A 15,467-nucleotide genomic window follows, 5' to 3' on the forward strand; every position below is an offset into this window, starting at 1 on the left:
AGTTGACGAGGACGATGCGATAGCCCTCCTCCTTCAACGCCTTGATCGCCTGCGTCCCCGAATAATCGAACTCGCACGCCTGACCGATAACGATCGGGCCGGCGCCGATGACGAGGATGGATTGGATGTCGGTTCTTTTGGTCATTGTCTATTTCGCTATCGTTGCATACATTGATTGCATTGCAATCGCGGGAGAATGGTGATGGGTGCGGTGACGATCCGGAACCTTGACGACACGGTCAAACATAATGCGCGGCTGGCTGCGGCGGCGAATGGACGGTCGCTGGAGGCCGAACTGCGCGCGCTGCTGGAGCGGACCTATGCCCACCGGCAAGACGAGCGCGCCGCGCGCATTCGGGCGATGAGTGGGCGGGAATTCATCGAGCATCTGGTCAAGGTCGCGAATGGCGCCGAACTCGAACTGCCCGAGCGAAGCGTTGATCCGCACCGGGATATTTTCGGTGCTGATTGACACCAACGTTTGGAGCGAATTGTCGAAAGTCCGTCCTGACCAGAACGTCAATGATTTCATATCGAGCCGTTTCGAAGTTGCGTGGCTGTCAGCCCTTGTGCTCGGCGAAATACGATATGGTATTGCACGGCTGACCGATGCGACGCGGCGCGAGCGGCTCGTGACCTGGTTTGATGACCTTACGTTTCGGTTGGAGGAACGAACCCTCAACTTCGACGCCAATGCCGCTCGCGCATATGCCCACGTCAAGGCCCGGCTTGCCGCGGCAGGAACGATGGTTGCCGAACTCGACATGCTCATTGCCGCGCAAGCCATCGCCGCGGACATGCCGCTCGTCACGCGCAACCTGTCAGACATGGGAAGAACGGGCGCTACCATCATCAACCCTTGGCAGCCCTGAGCGCCTGCGCCCCCATATGGTCGAACTCGCACGCCTGACCGATAACGATCGGGCCGGCGCCGATGACGAGGATGGATTGGATGTCGGTTCTTTTGGGCATGATGATTTTTCTAGTTATCCCGAAGTATCTGCGTCTGTTGCTCTAAAGCGTTCGCGATACGAATTTGAGCCATTTCTGCATCGTTCGTTTGCTTTATTCTGTTTGTATAGCTTGTCGCGATGTAAACGCTGTCGCGGATATCACGATCAGTGACGTTAATACCTACCGCCTTCGCGACGCTCGCGATGAGATCATTCTTTGCGTCAGCGAATTCTTTTTCGTGGGCAGCAGCTCCCTCCGGGCTTGGTCTGGTATCGACATTTCTCATATAACGACGCCACGCAGTCATCACCGCATTTTCATCGTTGAATTCGATCGGAACCATGCGGATTACGCGCGAGTACTCGGGCTGACTGGCATCATAATGGGTGTCCCAAAGGGTCCGCAAAACTTCAATTCTTCGTTGCTTTTTTTCGGACCGCTTTTGAGCCCACAACGTAATGATAACAGCCGCAATAGGACCAAGAATGATCCCAATCAGAGTGAGGATTTCGTAGAGTTTCAAGCCCAAGAGCAGAGTTTGGTCACTCATTCTTCAAGCCACCCACAAATTTCTCAAACAGATAGAAGCTGTCCTGCGGCCCCGGGCTCGCCTCTGGGTGATATTGCACGCTGAACGCGTTCTTCCCCGTGATCGCGATGCCGCAGTTCGATCCGTCGAACAGGCTCTTGTGCGTCTCGACCACGCCGCCCGGCAGGGTCGATGCGTCGACCGCGAAGCCATGGTTCATGCTGGTGATCTCGACCACGCCATCGGCAAAATCGCCGCCGACGCGCTGCACCGGATGGTTCGCGCCGCGGTGACCCTGATGCATCTTCACGGTCTTCGCGCCCGCGGCGAGCGCGAGCAGCTGGTGGCCGAGGCAGATGCCAAAGATCGGGACGTTGCGTTCGAGCAGCCCCTTGATCACCGGCACCGCATAATCGCCCGTCGCCGCCGGATCGCCGGGGCCGTTCGACAGGAACACCCCCGCGGGGCGCAGCGCGACGATGTCTTCGAGGCTGGTCTTTGCGGGCACCACGGTGACGCGCGCGCCGGCCTTGACCAGGTTGCGGAAGATATTGTCCTTCGCGCCATAATCGATGGCGACGACGTGGGGTTTTCCGGCTGCACCCTGATTTCCGTGCGCTGCCCCCTGAATTCCGTTCGTGTCGAGCGAAGTCGAGACACCGTCAGGCCGGGCGCTATCGAGGGGTGTCTCGACTTCGCTCGACACGAACGGCTTTTTATTGCCCGCACCATTTTCATAGCCCGAACCCAGATGCCAAACCCCGGCATCCCATTCACCCTGCCGTTCGCGCGTCACCGTCTTGGCGAGGTCCATGCCCTCCAGCCCCGGCCAGCCTTGCGCCAGCATCAACAGCTTGGCGAGGTCGAACTTGCCCTCCGGGCTGTGCGCGACGACGCCGGTCGGCGCGCCGCCGTCACGGATGCGGCGGGTTAGCGCGCGGGTGTCGATGCCCGCAAGGCCGATCAGCCCCTGCGCCGCCATCCATTCGGGCAAGGTCTGGACGCTGCGAAAATTGCTCGGCAGCGTCGGCAGCTCGCGGGTGATGCACCCGATTGCGGCGCGCTTGTCGCGCTCCATATCGTCGGGGTTCGCGCCGACATTGCCGATATGCGGAAAGGTGAAAGTGATGATCTGGCCCGCATAGCTCGGGTCGGTCAGGATTTCCTGATAGCCGGTCATCGCGGTGTTGAAACAAATCTCGCCCACCCCCGCACCGGCCGCGCCATAACCGACGCCCCACAGGACGGTGCCATCGGCAAGAACGAGGACGCCGGTGGCGCCATCAGGCTGGGCAACAGGCGCGGCAGAGGGGTTGGCAGGTGCCATTCAACATGCTCCGGACGGGGGGCTAAACGGCCGATCAAGTAGGCAGCAAAAAAGTGATTCACAAGCTATCGAATTTGGAATCTTGGCGCTAGAGAGGGCCTTTCCGAAATTTGCAGCGCATGGGGACACGTATGATTCGTGATGACATCAAGGCTGCGCAGGTCGCCGCGATGAAAGCCGGCGACAAGGCGCGGCTCGGCACCATCCGGCTGATGCTGGCCAAGATCAAGGACAAGGACATCGAACTGCGCACCGGCACCGCGCCGGCCGACGACGATGTGCTGGTCACCGACGTGCTGCAGAAAATGGTCAAACAGCGCCGCGAATCGATTGCGATGTACGAACAGGGCGGGCGGCAGGAGCTGGCCGATATCGAGGCGGCCGAGGTTGTCGTGATCGAGGATTTCCTGCCCGCGCAGCTTTCGGATGAGGAAGCGCAGGCGGCGATCAAGGCGATTGCAGCGGAGATGGGAGCGGAAAGCCTGAAGGACATGGGCAAGGTGATGGCGGCGGTGAAGGAACGCCACGGGTCCGAGCTGGACATGAGCAAGGCGAGTGGGTGGGTTAAGGCGGCTTTGAGCTGACCGCGCCAAAAGATCGACCTCCCTTTCCCGTTCGTGTCGAGCGAAGTCGAGACACCCATCGGCATAGCACCAGCGCGATAGGCGTCTCGACTTCTCTCGACGCGAACGGGTAGAGGAGTGGGATGGCGTTCTGGACCTATATCCTGCTTTGTGCCGATGGGCGCTACTACACCGGGCATACGGATAGTCTTGGATATCGGATCGGCCAACATCAATCGGGCCAAATCGAAGGTTTCACCTCGTCGCGCCTGCCCGTGCGCCTGATATGGTCGCAGGATTTCGCTACACGATACGAGGCATTGGACGCCGAAATGCGGATCAAGAAATGGTCGCGCGCGAAAAAGGAAGCACTGATCAGAGGTGATTGGAACGAAGTGAGCCATTTCGCGAAACCGCCTAAAGAACGCCCCTCCCATCCCGTTCGTGTCGAGCGAAGTCGAGACACCTCGCGGGATAGCGCCACACCGATGGGTGTCTCGACTTCGCTCGACACGAACGGAAATGGGGTATTCGCCAAGGATCGGGAGGGGGATAGTTGACCCTCACCCCGCAATGGCTGGACGAACTCCGCTCGCGCATCACCCTGTCGACCCTCATCGGCCGGACGGTGAAGGTCACCCGCGCGGGCCGCGAATACAAAGCCTGCTGCCCCTTTCATAACGAAAAGACGCCCAGCTTCACGATCAACGACGAAAAGGGCTTCTACCATTGCTTCGGGTGCAGCGCCCACGGAGACGCCATCCGCTGGATGACCGACCAGCGCGGGCTGTCGTTTATGGATGCGGTCAAGGAACTCGCCGCCGAAGCCGGGATGGAGGTTCCCGCCGCCGATCCGCGCGCCGCGAAAAAGGCCGAGGAGGCGGCGAGTCTGCGCGATGTGGTGCAGGGGGCGGCTGAGTGGTTCACCCAGCAACTGGACAGCAGCAACGGCGCTCCGGCGCGCGATTATCTGGCGAAGCGCGGCATATCCGATCCGACGCGGCGGGCGTTCGGGTTCGGCCTCGCGCCTGACAGCCGCAGCGCGCTGAAAGAAGCGCTCAAGAAATTCCCAACTTCGATGCTGGTGGAATCGGGGATGCTGATCGAGGTTGAGGGCAAGGAGCCCTACGATCGCTTCCGCGGCCGGTTGATGATCCCGATCCGCGATGCGCGCGGCCGGGTGATCGCATTTGGCGGGCGCATATTGGGCGATGGCGAGCCCAAATATCTGAACTCGCCCGACACGCCGCTCTTCGACAAGGGGCGCGTCCTCTACAATATCGACAAAGCGAGCCCCGCATCGCGGCAGACGAACCGGATCATCGTCGTCGAAGGCTATATGGACGTCATCGCACTGGCCGAGGCGGGGATCGCCGACGCCGTCGCGCCGCTCGGCACCGCGCTGACCGAGGCGCAGCTCGGGCTGATCTGGCGGATGGTGGACGAGCCGATTCTCTGCTTTGACGGCGATAACGCAGGGACGAAAGCTGCGAGGAGAGCCGCAAGTCTGGCAATCAAGATTTTGCCCAATGGCAAAACCGTAAAGATTGCACAGCTACCGCCCGGCCAAGATCCGGACGACGTGGTTCGAAATCAAGGCAGTCAAGCATTTGAGAATCTGATTGCGGCCGCGACGCCACTGTCAGAGTTCACCTATCAGTCAACGCTTCTAGAGACGAACTTCAACGTCCCCGAAGGAAGGGCGAAGCTTCTAAATTCGCTTACTGAGATTGCCGACTCCACTCCCGATAGAGTGATCTCCGATCAGTACAGAAGCTGGTTCAAGACCCGATTCTATCAAGATTTCGGATGGAACGCGAAAGATCGGCACACCATTTATCAGTCCGCTATCGCCACATCCGAGAAGCAAAATGTCGTGCTGTACAAATCATATGTACGGAGCGCCTTTCACGCTGCTTCGCGGTTTCCGCAGTTTCTGCTGAATCACTATGAAAGCATCGGCAGCATCAAGATGCTCGACGATAAAATTTACGACGATTTGAAGCGCTGGCAGGACGTCATTTGCGATTTCTTGTTCAAGAACCCTGGCAGTGACGATGATGCGATTGCGCAAATCGTAGCTCGCGGCGAGTTTGACTCGATTCACAAATTCGATCTTCAAAAGGATCTTAGATTTAGCTGGAATATCCAGCCTGAACTTGTCCAAGAGCGTTTACCCAAATTCATCAATTTTCTCGCTGTCGAGACCGATTTGAATCTGGAATTCGAGAGGCTGGATAGAGAGCTTATCAACAACTTCACGCCTGAAACGTATGACGCGATCCAAAAGCGCCAACAACTGCTGAAAGCCGAGCGCTCGAAGCTATATGGCGAAGCTCTGGATTGGATGGACTAGGGTTGGGAAACGCTTGACAACCCAAACCGTCAAGAAGGGCTTGATTGTGAGGGGTTGCTTGCCATATTGGCGGCAATGAAAGTGTATAATAAGGCGACGACATTGCTCAGAGCCGACGGATTGCACTTCTCATCCAATCGATGGCTGGAAAGCGACAGGGGCTAGCGTGGCGCAGAGAATTGCGACGCTTGATCTCCTTACGCGCAGTCCGAACGACCCCTTATTGCCCCTTTGGCAGGAACATATATGGCCACCAAGAACACCGCCGCCGAAACCGAAGCCGATACCGACGGCCCGCTGATCGACCTGAACGAGGCCGACGTCAAAAAGCTGATCGCGCGCGGCAAGAAGCGCGGGTATCTGACCTATGACGAGCTGAATGCGGCGCTGCCGCAGGACGAAATGTCGTCCGAGCAGATCGAGGACATCATGTCGGCGATTTCCGACATGGGCATCAACATCGTCGAAAGCGACGAGGATGTGCAGGAAGAGGCCGACGCCGAACCCGACGATGAAGTCGATGTCAGCGCCGGCACCGGTTCGGTGTCGAACCCGGCGATCGAAAAGAAGAAGGAAACGGTCGATCGCACCGACGATCCCGTTCGCATGTACCTGCGCGAGATGGGCGCGGTCGAGTTGCTCAGCCGCGAGGGCGAAATCGCGATTGCCAAGCGCATCGAGGCCGGCCGCGACACGATGATCCTGGGGCTGTGCGAAAGCCCGCTGACCTTTAACGCGATCATCGAATGGTCGAACGCGCTGAACAATGGCGACATGCAGCTGCGTGAGATCGTCGACCTGGAAGCGATGCTGTCGAAAGACCCGGCGCCCGAAAATCTGGAAGAAGAAGGCGCCGAAGACGACGGCGAAATCAGCGAGAAGACGGCCGGCGTGTCGTTCAAGGACGAGGATGAGGTCGAAGAAGAGCCCGCCGCCGACGCCGATGAAGAGGATGGCGAAAGCTCGTCGGGCAAGCGAGAAAGCTTCGAGGAAGACGAAGAAGACAATACGCTGAGCCTCGCGGCGATGGAAGAATTGCTCAAGCCCGACGCGCTGGAGAAGTTCGCCAACATCACCAAGAGCTTCAAGGCGTTTTCGAAGCTGCAGGAAACGCGCCTCGACGCGCTGTCGACCGCGGGCGAATTCCCCGCGGCGTCGGAAAAGAAATATCACAAGCTGCGCGAAGAACTCACCGCGCAGGTCGAGAGCGTGCAGTTCCACAACACCAAGATCGAATATCTGGTCGATCAGCTCTATAGCTACAACCGCCGCCTGACCGCGCTCGGTGGCCAGATGCTGCGCTTGGCCGAGCGTCACAAGGTGCCGCGCAAGGCCTTCCTCGACAATTATGTCGGGCGCGAGCTGGAAGAAAACTGGATCGACGGCGTCGGCAAGATCGACAAGAAATGGGCGGCCTTTGCCGAGAATGAAGCCGGTGCGGTCGACCGTATCCGCATCGAGATTTCGGAAATCGCGCAGGCTGCGGGCATGAGCCTGACCGAATTCCGCCGTGTCGTGAACATGGTCCAGAAGGGCGAGCGCGAAGCGCGTATCGCCAAGAAGGAAATGGTCGAAGCGAACCTGCGCCTCGTGATCTCGATCGCCAAGAAATATACGAACCGCGGGCTACAGTTTCTCGACCTGATCCAGGAAGGCAATATCGGCCTGATGAAGGCGGTCGACAAATTCGAATATCGCCGCGGGTACAAGTTCAGCACCTATGCGACCTGGTGGATCCGCCAGGCGATCACCCGCTCGATCGCCGACCAGGCGCGCACGATCCGTATCCCGGTCCATATGATCGAGACGATCAACAAGCTGGTCCGGTGCAGCCGCCAGTTCCTCCACGAAAGCGGCCGCGAGCCGACGCCCGAGGAAATGGCCGAGCGCCTGTCGATGCCGCTCGAAAAGGTCCGCAAGGTGATGAAAATCGCCAAGGAGCCGATCAGCCTCGAAACGCCGATCGGCGACGAGGAAGATTCGCATCTGGGCGATTTCATCGAGGACAAGAATGCCGTCATCCCCGTCGATGCTGCGGTGCAGTCGAACCTGAAAGAAACGGTCACCCGCGTGCTGGCATCGCTCACCCCGCGTGAGGAGCGTGTGCTGCGCATGCGCTTCGGTATCGGCATGAACACCGACCACACCCTCGAGGAAGTCGGCCAGCAGTTCAGCGTGACCCGCGAACGCATTCGCCAGATCGAAGCGAAGGCGCTGCGCAAGCTGAAGCACCCGTCGCGGTCGCGCAAGATGCGGTCGTTCCTCGACCAGTAAGCGCGGATCGAGAGCAAGGTTATCAAGGGCGGTCCGGCAACGGGCCGCCCTTTTTCATATCCGTCATCCCGGCCTGCGCCGGGATGACGAAAAAGGATCCGATGCTGCACCGCACAATTATTTCGCCCCATCCTCTTTAAATCTTCATATTTCAACGCCAGATAGCCGTCGTCACGCGATGCGGCGCGCTTCATCAAGGGTTCAGGCGCTACCCATCAAATGGCAAACATTCCCAATCAATGGGAAGGAATACACGGTCCTGAGCGGACGGCCGATCAGGGACGACCGCATAAAGCTCGGAAATTTGGGAGATTGTTGAAACTGGCACGGCCTTTGCGATGCACTGGACATCGGCACGGGGCAGTTCTCGCCGCCCAAGAGAAAGACAAGACGATGGAAAACGAAACGACCAACCTCTTCCGCCGCCGCGACACTTTTTTTGGGGTCTGCGAGGCCGTTGGCCAGGATTTTGGCTTTAACCCGCTGTGGCTGCGGCTCGCCTTTGTCGCACCGATCTTCTTTTTCCCGGTCCAGACCTTCATCGGCTATTTCGTCCTTGGCGCCGTGGTGCTGGCATCGCGCCTGCTGTTCCCCGCCAAGTCGGTCGCCACTGCTGCTCCGGCGGTGTCCGCGGTCGAAGCTGCCGTGCAGCCCAACGAAAAAGCCGAGGAGTTCGCGCTCGCCGCTTAAGCGGAATTGGCCGGACAATCCCTCTCCCCGGGTCCGGCCTCCCGCCCAGATGACGCCCGACCGGCGCCATCGATGGGACCGGCAAGCTTCCCCCGGGGCTTGCCGGTCCCTTTGCGTCTGTCCCTCACTGAAACAGGCACCGGTACAAATCAATGCGCGCCCATAAACGCGACGTTTACGACGTTGCCCTATGACTGGCCGCTGAAATTCCACCGGCCTGGCCCTTGCGGCCCGCGCCACAGGCGAGGAACCCGCGTTGAGCCAATCGACCCAGCCCCTGCAGCAGCCGCGCGGCGCCGCCGAAATGCTCGACTCGCTGGTCGCCAGCGGCGGCACCGGCGCGCATCCGCACGTCCGCGCCGGCGCGCTGTCGAGCGGCCCCGACGCGATGCGCAACCTGGCCGATGCGGTTCATTTCCTGTGCCTGCTCCATGGTCGCCACCCCGGCGTGATCGACAATGCCGCGCGCAAGGCAGTCGATCCCGCATCGCGGCAATGGATGGACGAGGCCGCCGACGCCTTTGTCCAAGAACGCGCCTTTCTGACCAAGATCGCCTCCGCCGTCGGGCCGGTACCGAGCACACAAGGACAAGCCCAATGCGAAGCCGCGGTCGCCGCGCAGCGCAAGGCGATTGACATGCTGTCCGAATCCGACCGCCATGGCTGCGCGGTCGGCGCCGCGATCGCGCTGACGCTCGACTGGCGGACGATCCGCGTGCTGCTCGATATCAGCGCCCAGCGACTCGACATGGCGCCGCCGACCTGCACCCTACCCGACCTGCGCGAAACCGCGCGGCTGGCCGGGGCCGTCGCCAGCAGCCCCGCAGTCGAACGTGCGATGATGTTCGGCGCGCAGCAGCTGATCACCCAGCACAGCGGCTTGTGGGATCTGATGGCAGCGCGCGCGGCGAGCCGGGCGAGGTCGTAAATCCGATCCTCCCTGTGGCGCAGCCATGGGGAGGTGGCAGCGCGAAGCGCTGACGGAGGGGCATGGACGCCACCGTCTTCGCCCCTCCACCATTCGCTTCGCGAACGGTCCCCCTCCCCATCGCTGCGCGACAGGGAGGATCGTCTCGACGCCTCGTTACTTGCACCCTCTCCCTCCCCTCGCTATGCCCGCGCTTGATTGACGTTCACGTTAAGGGAAAGACGAGCCCATGCGTTTCGATGGAACCAGCGCCTATATCGCCACCGACGACCTGAAGGTCGCGGTCAACGCCGCCACGCTGCTGCGCCGCCCGCTGCTGGTGAAGGGCGAACCCGGCACCGGCAAGACCGTGCTGGCCGAGGAAATCGCCAAGGCGTTCGACGCGCCGCTGATCACCTGGAACATCAAATCGACGACCAAGGCGCAGCAAGGCCTGTACGAATATGATGCGGTCGCCCGCCTGCGCGACGGCCAGCTCGGCGAAGAGCGCGTCCACGATATCCGCAATTACATCCGCAAAGGCAAATTGTGGGAGGCCTTCACCTCGCCCAAGCTGCCCGTGCTGCTGATCGACGAGATCGACAAGGCCGACATCGAATTCCCGAACGATTTGCTTCAAGAACTCGATCGCATGGCGTTCCATGTCTATGAGACCGACGAGACGATCACCGCGAAGGAACGCCCGATCGTCGTCATCACGTCGAACAATGAAAAGGAGCTGCCCGACGCCTTCCTGCGCCGCTGTTTCTTCCATTACATCAAATTCCCCGACCGCGACACGATGGCCGCGATCGTCGACGTGCATTTCCCCGGCATCCAGAAGACACTGGTCAGCCGCGCGATGGATATTTTCTACGAAGTTCGCGACGTGCCGGGGCTCAAGAAAAAGCCGTCGACCAGCGAGCTGATCGATTGGCTCAAGCTGCTGCTCAATGAAGACATGCCGCTCGAAGTCCTGCAGAACCGCGACGTCGGCAAGGCGATCCCGCCGCTGCATGGCGCGCTGCTCAAGAATGAGCAGGATGTGATGCTGTTCGAAAAGCTGGCGTTCATGGCGCGGCGTCAGGGGAGCTAGCGGCAGCACTCCTACGTCCGTTTGTGTCGAGCGAAGTCGAGACACGCGAACGCCGCGCCGGACGTATCTCGACTTCGCTCGATACGAACGGCTGTGGGAGCAGAAGTCGTGAGACTGTCTAGAGCTGGTATGCCACCTCGACGTCGCCCCAGCGGCGCCCGTTGATCACGACGGGCGTATAGACGTTGCGCACCGTGACATAGTTGGTTCCGTCGCCCTCCTGGCGATACACCGCCATGAAAAAGGGCGCGGTGCTGCGCTTGGCGGCCTTGTCGGTGTCGTCGAACAGGATGCGGCCGTTGCGGCAATAGGCCGTGTCGTGCGCGACGTCACCGGTTGGGGCGCGCGAACATGCGGTGATATGCGTCGGCAGGAAGCCGTTCATGTCGCCCGCCGACGACATCTTGACCTCGGGATGATTGGTGACGACATCGTCGAACAGCGGTCGCCAGTTCGCGTCGGCCCAATCGCAGAGCGTCGTGCGGAAGCGTTCGGGGTTCGACCCCGGAACGCGGACATAATTGGTGTCGAACAATTGCTCCATTGTCAGTTCGCCGTTCGCGAGTGCATGTTCGGCGATCGCAACAAATTTGTCGCGCACCTTGGCGGCAAGTTCGACCACCGCCGAATCCTGCGGGCTAACCCCGGCCGAAATGACCGCGTTGAACATGCGGTTCGACACATGCTCCATCGACAGGATCGACGTGCGCGTATCTTCCAGCGTCGCACGATTGTCGCGCACCGATCCGACAACGCGGTCGACCGCTTCGCGCACCTTTGCGCCATTGGCGTGGACCATCGCGCTCGATTGCGCGATGCGGTCGCTCTGGTCGTCGAGCAGCGCGACGAGGTGCGTTGCGTCGTGCAGCGCGTCGGTGATCGTTTCGAACTGCGCTTCGGCGCGGCTCGATTGTTCGACCCCCGCCTGAATTTCGGTGACCAGCCCGCTTGCTTCGGCGGCAAGGCTGCCGATGCTGCGGCGGATTTCATCGGTGGCGCCGCGGGTATTCTGCGCCAGCTTTTTGACTTCGGCGGCGACGACGGCGAAGGTCCGACCGGCATCGCCCGCGCGCTCGGCCTCGATCGCAGCGTTGAGCGCCAGCATGTTGGTCGTCTTGGCGATCGCCTCGATCGACTGGCTGACCTGCTGCACCTGCGCCATCACCGCGGCGAAATTGGTCACATGGGTGCCGAGCCGCGCGACAAGATCAATCACCGAACGAAATTCGGTGACCGCGGCGTTGACGCGCTCGGCCCCGGCGTCGAGCTGTTCGCACGCGCGCGCCGACAGCAGCTTTGCCTCATCGGTCGAATCGGCGATCTGGCGCTGGTCCGATTCCAGGCTGACGACAAATTCCTCAAGACGGCCAAGCTCTTCGATCTGGCGGTCCATCTGATCGGTCGAGCGCTTGATACGCCCCGCCGCCTCGCTGCATCCGACCGCGAGTTCGCCGCAGTCGCTCGCGACCGACTGGTCGAGCACCGGCGCGGCCGGATTGATCGGATCAAATTTCATTGGCACACCCACCTGAACATAATCGACGGGTCATGCCGGAAATTGGTTAACGGGGGGTCAATGGCAGCGGCGGCATTGACCCTGCCCAAGCGAGCCTCTGCATGAATATGGTTAGCGGATGATCCCATACAAAGGATCGCGTGCTTTCATTCTCGTTCGATTTATGTTTTATTCGGTGCGCAACAACAGGGGTTCGGTGTCATGCTGCGTTCCAGGTTTCTTGCGGCTGCCGTGGTCGCCGCGCTCATCATTCCCGCACCGGCCTATGCCAAACGCCATGACGATTGGCACCGCGACCACCACCATGACCGCGATCATGATGGGGACGCAGCGGCGGGCGTCGCGCTCGGCATCGGCCTGATCGGCATTGCCGCCGCAATTTCGGCCAAGAAAAAGCGTAAGGAGGAAGAGCGGCGCGACGAATATCGCTACGGCTATGGCAAAAGCTATGGCAGCGACTATTTCTCGCCCGCTCCCGATGTCAGCTGTTATCGCGGTGAGCGGCGCTGCTTCGTGCGCGGACAATTTTCCTATGAATGGACCGACCGCCAATTCTCCTATGATCCGTACCGCAGGGGATATTGACCATGATGCTCCGCACCCTGTCGCTCGCTGCCGCACTTGTATTTGCGCCCTGCGCTTTGGCGCAGACCCCGGCCCCCACCGCTTCGCCCTCGGACGCCGTCAATATGGATCTGGCGGTGACCGACGCGATTCGCACCATGCTCGATGGAACATTTGATGAAGGCCATATCGCGATGCTGCAATCGCTCGGCCACCAGAAAGCGGTGGCCGCAACATGTCCCGGCTTCGAGCTTGATCCGCGCGCGTTCGCGAACGAATTCAACCTCATCTATGACGACACGATGGGCAAGCCGCGCACCCTGAATGCCGGTCAGCGGGTCGAACTGGACCGCAAGGCCACCCTCGCGCTCGGTATGGCGTTCGGCGCCCAGATTGCCATTGCCGCGAATGATCATTCGTCCTTCTGCCAAGCCGCGACGCAGGAGCGGTCGGGTGGCAAGGTGGCGCATCTGGTGTGGGCCAAATAGGCACGCCACCCAATCAGGCGCAGCGATTTTAGCGCGTTGGCAACCCACCATAATCGCGGACGGGGTGACGCAGGTATGCGGATCAAACCAACACTCGGCGCGGCGGTCTGCGTCTATCTGATCTACAGCGCGATAATTTTAGCTACCTGGGGCGTTGTCGGGGCGCGCTACGCCAACATGGTGTCGGCCGATGTTGTGCTGACCAGCCTAGTGCTTCCGCTCGCGCTCGGCACGGTCTTTCTCGCGGCCGCAGTGAGTTGGCTCGGTTGGTGGAAACCGGCCGTAAAGGAGGAGCGCCGCGGCGGCCCGCGCTGGGCGCTCGCCCTTGTATTGATCGGCATGACCGGGATGGTCGTCGTCAACGGCGGCGCCGCCAACTGGTCAGGTTTTTCGCCGACGCACCTGCTGATGCTCGTCGCCGCGGGGGGTGATGGTTGGATTTAATGAGGAGTTGCTGGCGCGCGGCGTGATCGTCACCGGCGCGCGCGGGTCGACCACGAAGGAACACTGGGTGTGCGTCTGGTCGTCGATCCTGTTTGGCGCGATGCACATCCCTAACGCCCTGTTCGGTATTCCGCTCTACGCCAGCCTGCTCCAATTTGTTTTCGCCTCGCTGATGGGCGCGGCCTTCTATGTTTTGCGCCGGGTCAGCGGCGGGATTTGGATGCTGATGCATGGGGCGTGGGATTTTGCATCATTCAGCGCACAGGCATCGGGGCAGTCCGCCGCGCTTTCACCGGTGTTTCAGTTCGGCACCTATCTGGCCGCGATCATCGCGGTGGTGGCCGTGCTGCATCACGAACGGCGGATGCACGCGCCCGCTTGATCGGTCGGCGCGCCAATTTCGCGCGTCGCTTTCCGTTTACGTAAAGGGATTGCACCCCACGCCGCGACACGATAACCCTCCCCCATGTTTTTCGGCTTCCTCGACGAGCTTCGCGCCGCGGGCATTCCCGCCAGTCTGAAAGAGCATCTGATGCTGCTGGAGGCGCTCGACCGCGAGGTGATCGACCGCAGTCCCGAACAATTCTATTATCTCAGCCGCGCGATCTACGTGAAGGACGAAGGCCTGCTCGACCGCTTCGACCAGGTGTTCAACAAGGTCTTCAAGGGGATCATTTCCGATTACGGTCAGAACCCAGTCGATGTCCCCGCCGACTGGCTGAAAGCGGTCGCGGAGAAATTCCTGACGCCCGAGGAAATGGCCGCGATCGAATCGCTCGGCGACTGGGACAAGATCATGGAGACGCTGAAAGAGCGGCTCGAAGAACAGCAGAAGCGCCACGAGGGCGGCAGCAAGTGGATCGGTACCGGCGGCACGTCGCCGTTCGGCAATTCGGGCTATAATCCCGAGGGCGTCCGCATCGGCGGCGAGAGCAAGCACAAGCGTGCGCTGAAAGTCTGGGAAAAGCGCGAATTCGCCAATCTCGACAACACCAAGGAGCTTGGCACCCGCAACATCAAGATCGCGCTGCGCCGCCTGCGCAAATTCGCGCGCGAGGGTGCGGCGGACGAGCTCGACATTCCGGGCACCATCGACGGCACCGCCCGCCAGGGCTGGCTCGACATCCGGATGCGCCCCGAACGGCGCAACGCGGTCAAGCTGCTGCTCTTCCTCGACGTCGGCGGGTCGATGGACCCGTTCATCAAGCTGTGCGAAGAATTGTTCAGCGCCGCGACGACCGAATTCAAGAATCTCGAATTCTTCTATTTCCACAACTGCCCCTATGAAGGGGTGTGGAAGGACAACAAGCGCCGCTGGTCCGAACGCCACCAGATGTGGGACATCCTCCACAAATATGGCCACGACTATAAAGTGATCTTCGTCGGCGATGCGTCGATGTCGGCTTATGAAATTACCCATCCGGGCGGCAGCGTCGAACATTTCAACGAGGAATCGGGCGCAGTCTGGCTCCAGCGGATCACCAAAGTCTATCCCGCCGCGGTGTGGCTGAACCCGGTGCCCGAGGCGCATTGGGGCTACACCCAGTCGGTGAAACTGATCAAACAGCTGATGAACGACCGCATGTATCCGCTGAGCCTGTCGGGGCTGGACGATGCGATGCGCGAGTTGACGCGCAAGCATTGAGCGAGACGGCCTGATTAGGCCGTGACGATTTCACGCCGATCCCCTAATCCCGTTCGTGTCGAGCGAAGTCGAGACACCTATCGGCCGCGCACGCGCTCGGGGTGTCTCGACTTC

The 15,467-nt window shown here is 60.7% G+C and carries 17 protein-coding genes; 14 read left to right on the forward strand and 3 right to left on the reverse strand.

Annotated elements, in window-relative coordinates:
* Positions 1-202: 202 nt before the first annotated feature.
* Together VGN68_RS08125 and VGN68_RS08130 are read left to right on the forward strand one after the other, a co-directional pair.
* Positions 203-472 carry a FitA-like ribbon-helix-helix domain-containing protein gene (locus VGN68_RS08125; RefSeq protein WP_327475597.1) on the forward strand — a complete coding sequence of 90 codons (270 nt, stop codon included), beginning with the start codon at positions 203-205 and terminating at the stop codon, positions 470-472.
* Entirely contained in the window at positions 405-872 is a 468-nt protein-coding gene (locus VGN68_RS08130; protein ID WP_414713029.1) for a PIN domain-containing protein, read from the forward strand. Before VGN68_RS08125 ends, VGN68_RS08130 begins: the two co-directional genes overlap by 68 nt.
* A gap of 110 nt (positions 873-982) precedes the next feature.
* Here the strand turns inward: VGN68_RS08130 and VGN68_RS08135 are convergent, their stop codons facing one another.
* Positions 983-1,504, reverse strand: coding sequence for a DUF6680 family protein (locus VGN68_RS08135; RefSeq protein WP_327475601.1), 522 nt, complete (start codon positions 1,502-1,504; stop codon positions 983-985).
* The gene (carA, locus tag VGN68_RS08140; RefSeq protein WP_327475604.1) at positions 1,497-2,810 is read right to left on the reverse strand and encodes a glutamine-hydrolyzing carbamoyl-phosphate synthase small subunit; all 1,314 of its coding nucleotides are present in this window, start codon (positions 2,808-2,810) and stop codon (positions 1,497-1,499) included. The genes VGN68_RS08135 and carA overlap by 8 nt, the downstream gene beginning before the upstream one ends.
* 131 nt (positions 2,811-2,941) lie before the next feature.
* On the opposite strand from carA, the gene VGN68_RS08145 reads away from it, so the two are divergent.
* From VGN68_RS08145 to VGN68_RS08175, 7 genes are all read left to right on the forward strand, one after another.
* Complete coding sequence (locus VGN68_RS08145) at positions 2,942-3,394, forward strand: GatB/YqeY domain-containing protein (protein WP_327475606.1); 453 nt, start codon at positions 2,942-2,944, stop codon at positions 3,392-3,394.
* Positions 3,395-3,516: 122 nt separating this feature from the next.
* Entirely contained in the window at positions 3,517-3,933 is a 417-nt protein-coding gene (locus VGN68_RS08150) for a GIY-YIG nuclease family protein (RefSeq protein ID WP_327475608.1), read from the forward strand.
* A complete protein-coding gene (gene dnaG, locus VGN68_RS08155) occupies positions 3,930-5,729 on the forward strand; it encodes a DNA primase (protein WP_327475610.1) in 1,800 nt (599 codons plus the stop codon). Before VGN68_RS08150 ends, dnaG begins: the two co-directional genes overlap by 4 nt.
* Positions 5,730-5,975: 246 nt before the next feature.
* A complete protein-coding gene (gene rpoD / locus VGN68_RS08160) occupies positions 5,976-8,003 on the forward strand; it encodes an RNA polymerase sigma factor RpoD (RefSeq protein WP_327475612.1) in 2,028 nt (675 codons plus the stop codon).
* A gap of 219 nt (positions 8,004-8,222) precedes the next feature.
* Entirely contained in the window at positions 8,223-8,693 is a 471-nt protein-coding gene (locus VGN68_RS08165) for a PspC domain-containing protein (RefSeq protein WP_327475614.1), read from the forward strand.
* A gap of 256 nt (positions 8,694-8,949) precedes the next feature.
* Complete coding sequence (locus VGN68_RS08170; protein ID WP_327475616.1) at positions 8,950-9,621, forward strand: DUF6975 family protein; 672 nt, start codon at positions 8,950-8,952, stop codon at positions 9,619-9,621.
* A gap of 229 nt (positions 9,622-9,850) precedes the next feature.
* Entirely contained in the window at positions 9,851-10,696 is an 846-nt protein-coding gene (locus tag VGN68_RS08175) for an AAA family ATPase (RefSeq protein ID WP_088439259.1), read from the forward strand.
* A gap of 118 nt (positions 10,697-10,814) precedes the next feature.
* On the opposite strand, the gene VGN68_RS08180 is transcribed toward VGN68_RS08175, so the two are convergent.
* A complete protein-coding gene (locus tag VGN68_RS08180; RefSeq protein WP_327475621.1) occupies positions 10,815-12,212 on the reverse strand; it encodes a methyl-accepting chemotaxis protein in 1,398 nt (465 codons plus the stop codon).
* A 201-nt stretch (positions 12,213-12,413) separates the two neighbouring features.
* Here VGN68_RS08180 and VGN68_RS08185 point away from each other — a divergent pair, with 201 nt between their 5' ends.
* From VGN68_RS08185 to VGN68_RS08205, 5 genes are all read left to right on the forward strand, one after another.
* Positions 12,414-12,797 carry a hypothetical protein gene (locus VGN68_RS08185; RefSeq protein WP_327475623.1) on the forward strand — a complete coding sequence of 128 codons (384 nt, stop codon included), beginning with the start codon at positions 12,414-12,416 and terminating at the stop codon, positions 12,795-12,797.
* A gap of 2 nt (positions 12,798-12,799) precedes the next feature.
* On the forward strand, positions 12,800-13,264 hold the full coding sequence (locus VGN68_RS08190; RefSeq protein WP_327475625.1) for a hypothetical protein: 465 nt from the start codon (positions 12,800-12,802) through the stop codon (positions 13,262-13,264).
* Between the two features lie 75 nt (positions 13,265-13,339).
* Positions 13,340-13,708 (forward strand): hypothetical protein, encoded by a 369-nt coding sequence (locus VGN68_RS08195; RefSeq protein WP_327475627.1) that lies wholly within the window; start codon positions 13,340-13,342, stop codon positions 13,706-13,708.
* Positions 13,695-14,090 (forward strand): CPBP family intramembrane glutamic endopeptidase, encoded by a 396-nt coding sequence (locus VGN68_RS08200; protein WP_327475629.1) that lies wholly within the window; start codon positions 13,695-13,697, stop codon positions 14,088-14,090. Before VGN68_RS08195 ends, VGN68_RS08200 begins: the two co-directional genes overlap by 14 nt.
* A gap of 84 nt (positions 14,091-14,174) precedes the next feature.
* A complete protein-coding gene (locus VGN68_RS08205) occupies positions 14,175-15,353 on the forward strand; it encodes a vWA domain-containing protein (RefSeq protein WP_293698416.1) in 1,179 nt (392 codons plus the stop codon).
* Positions 15,354-15,467 lie beyond the last annotated feature (114 nt).

It is taken from the genome of Sphingopyxis sp. (assembly GCF_035998965.1).
In the GTDB taxonomy this organism is placed as follows: Bacteria; Pseudomonadota; Alphaproteobacteria; order Sphingomonadales; family Sphingomonadaceae; genus Sphingopyxis.

What these genes read in the sequence shown, in the direction of transcription:
- VGN68_RS08145 (WP_327475606.1), top strand. Translation starts at nt 2,942, where the DNA reads ATGATTCGTGATGACATCAAGGCTGCGCAGGTCGCCGCGATGAAAGCC.
- VGN68_RS08205 (WP_293698416.1), top strand. Translation starts at nt 14,175, where the DNA reads ATGTTTTTCGGCTTCCTCGACGAGCTTCGCGCCGCGGGCATTCCCGCC.
- VGN68_RS08180 (WP_327475621.1), bottom strand. Translation starts at nt 12,212, where the DNA reads ATGAAATTTGATCCGATCAATCCGGCCGCGCCGGTGCTCGACCAGTCG.
- VGN68_RS08200 (WP_327475629.1), top strand. Translation starts at nt 13,695, where the DNA reads ATGGTTGGATTTAATGAGGAGTTGCTGGCGCGCGGCGTGATCGTCACC.
- rpoD (WP_327475612.1), top strand. Translation starts at nt 5,976, where the DNA reads ATGGCCACCAAGAACACCGCCGCCGAAACCGAAGCCGATACCGACGGC.
- VGN68_RS08165 (WP_327475614.1), top strand. Translation starts at nt 8,223, where the DNA reads ATGGCAAACATTCCCAATCAATGGGAAGGAATACACGGTCCTGAGCGG.
- carA (WP_327475604.1), bottom strand. Translation starts at nt 2,810, where the DNA reads ATGGCACCTGCCAACCCCTCTGCCGCGCCTGTTGCCCAGCCTGATGGC.
- VGN68_RS08150 (WP_327475608.1), top strand. Translation starts at nt 3,517, where the DNA reads ATGGCGTTCTGGACCTATATCCTGCTTTGTGCCGATGGGCGCTACTAC.
- VGN68_RS08195 (WP_327475627.1), top strand. Translation starts at nt 13,340, where the DNA reads ATGCGGATCAAACCAACACTCGGCGCGGCGGTCTGCGTCTATCTGATC.
- VGN68_RS08190 (WP_327475625.1), top strand. Translation starts at nt 12,800, where the DNA reads ATGATGCTCCGCACCCTGTCGCTCGCTGCCGCACTTGTATTTGCGCCC.
- VGN68_RS08130 (WP_414713029.1), top strand. Translation starts at nt 405, where the DNA reads ATGGCGCCGAACTCGAACTGCCCGAGCGAAGCGTTGATCCGCACCGGG.
- VGN68_RS08125 (WP_327475597.1), top strand. Translation starts at nt 203, where the DNA reads ATGGGTGCGGTGACGATCCGGAACCTTGACGACACGGTCAAACATAAT.
- VGN68_RS08185 (WP_327475623.1), top strand. Translation starts at nt 12,414, where the DNA reads ATGCTGCGTTCCAGGTTTCTTGCGGCTGCCGTGGTCGCCGCGCTCATC.
- VGN68_RS08175 (WP_088439259.1), top strand. Translation starts at nt 9,851, where the DNA reads ATGCGTTTCGATGGAACCAGCGCCTATATCGCCACCGACGACCTGAAG.
- VGN68_RS08135 (WP_327475601.1), bottom strand. Translation starts at nt 1,504, where the DNA reads ATGAGTGACCAAACTCTGCTCTTGGGCTTGAAACTCTACGAAATCCTC.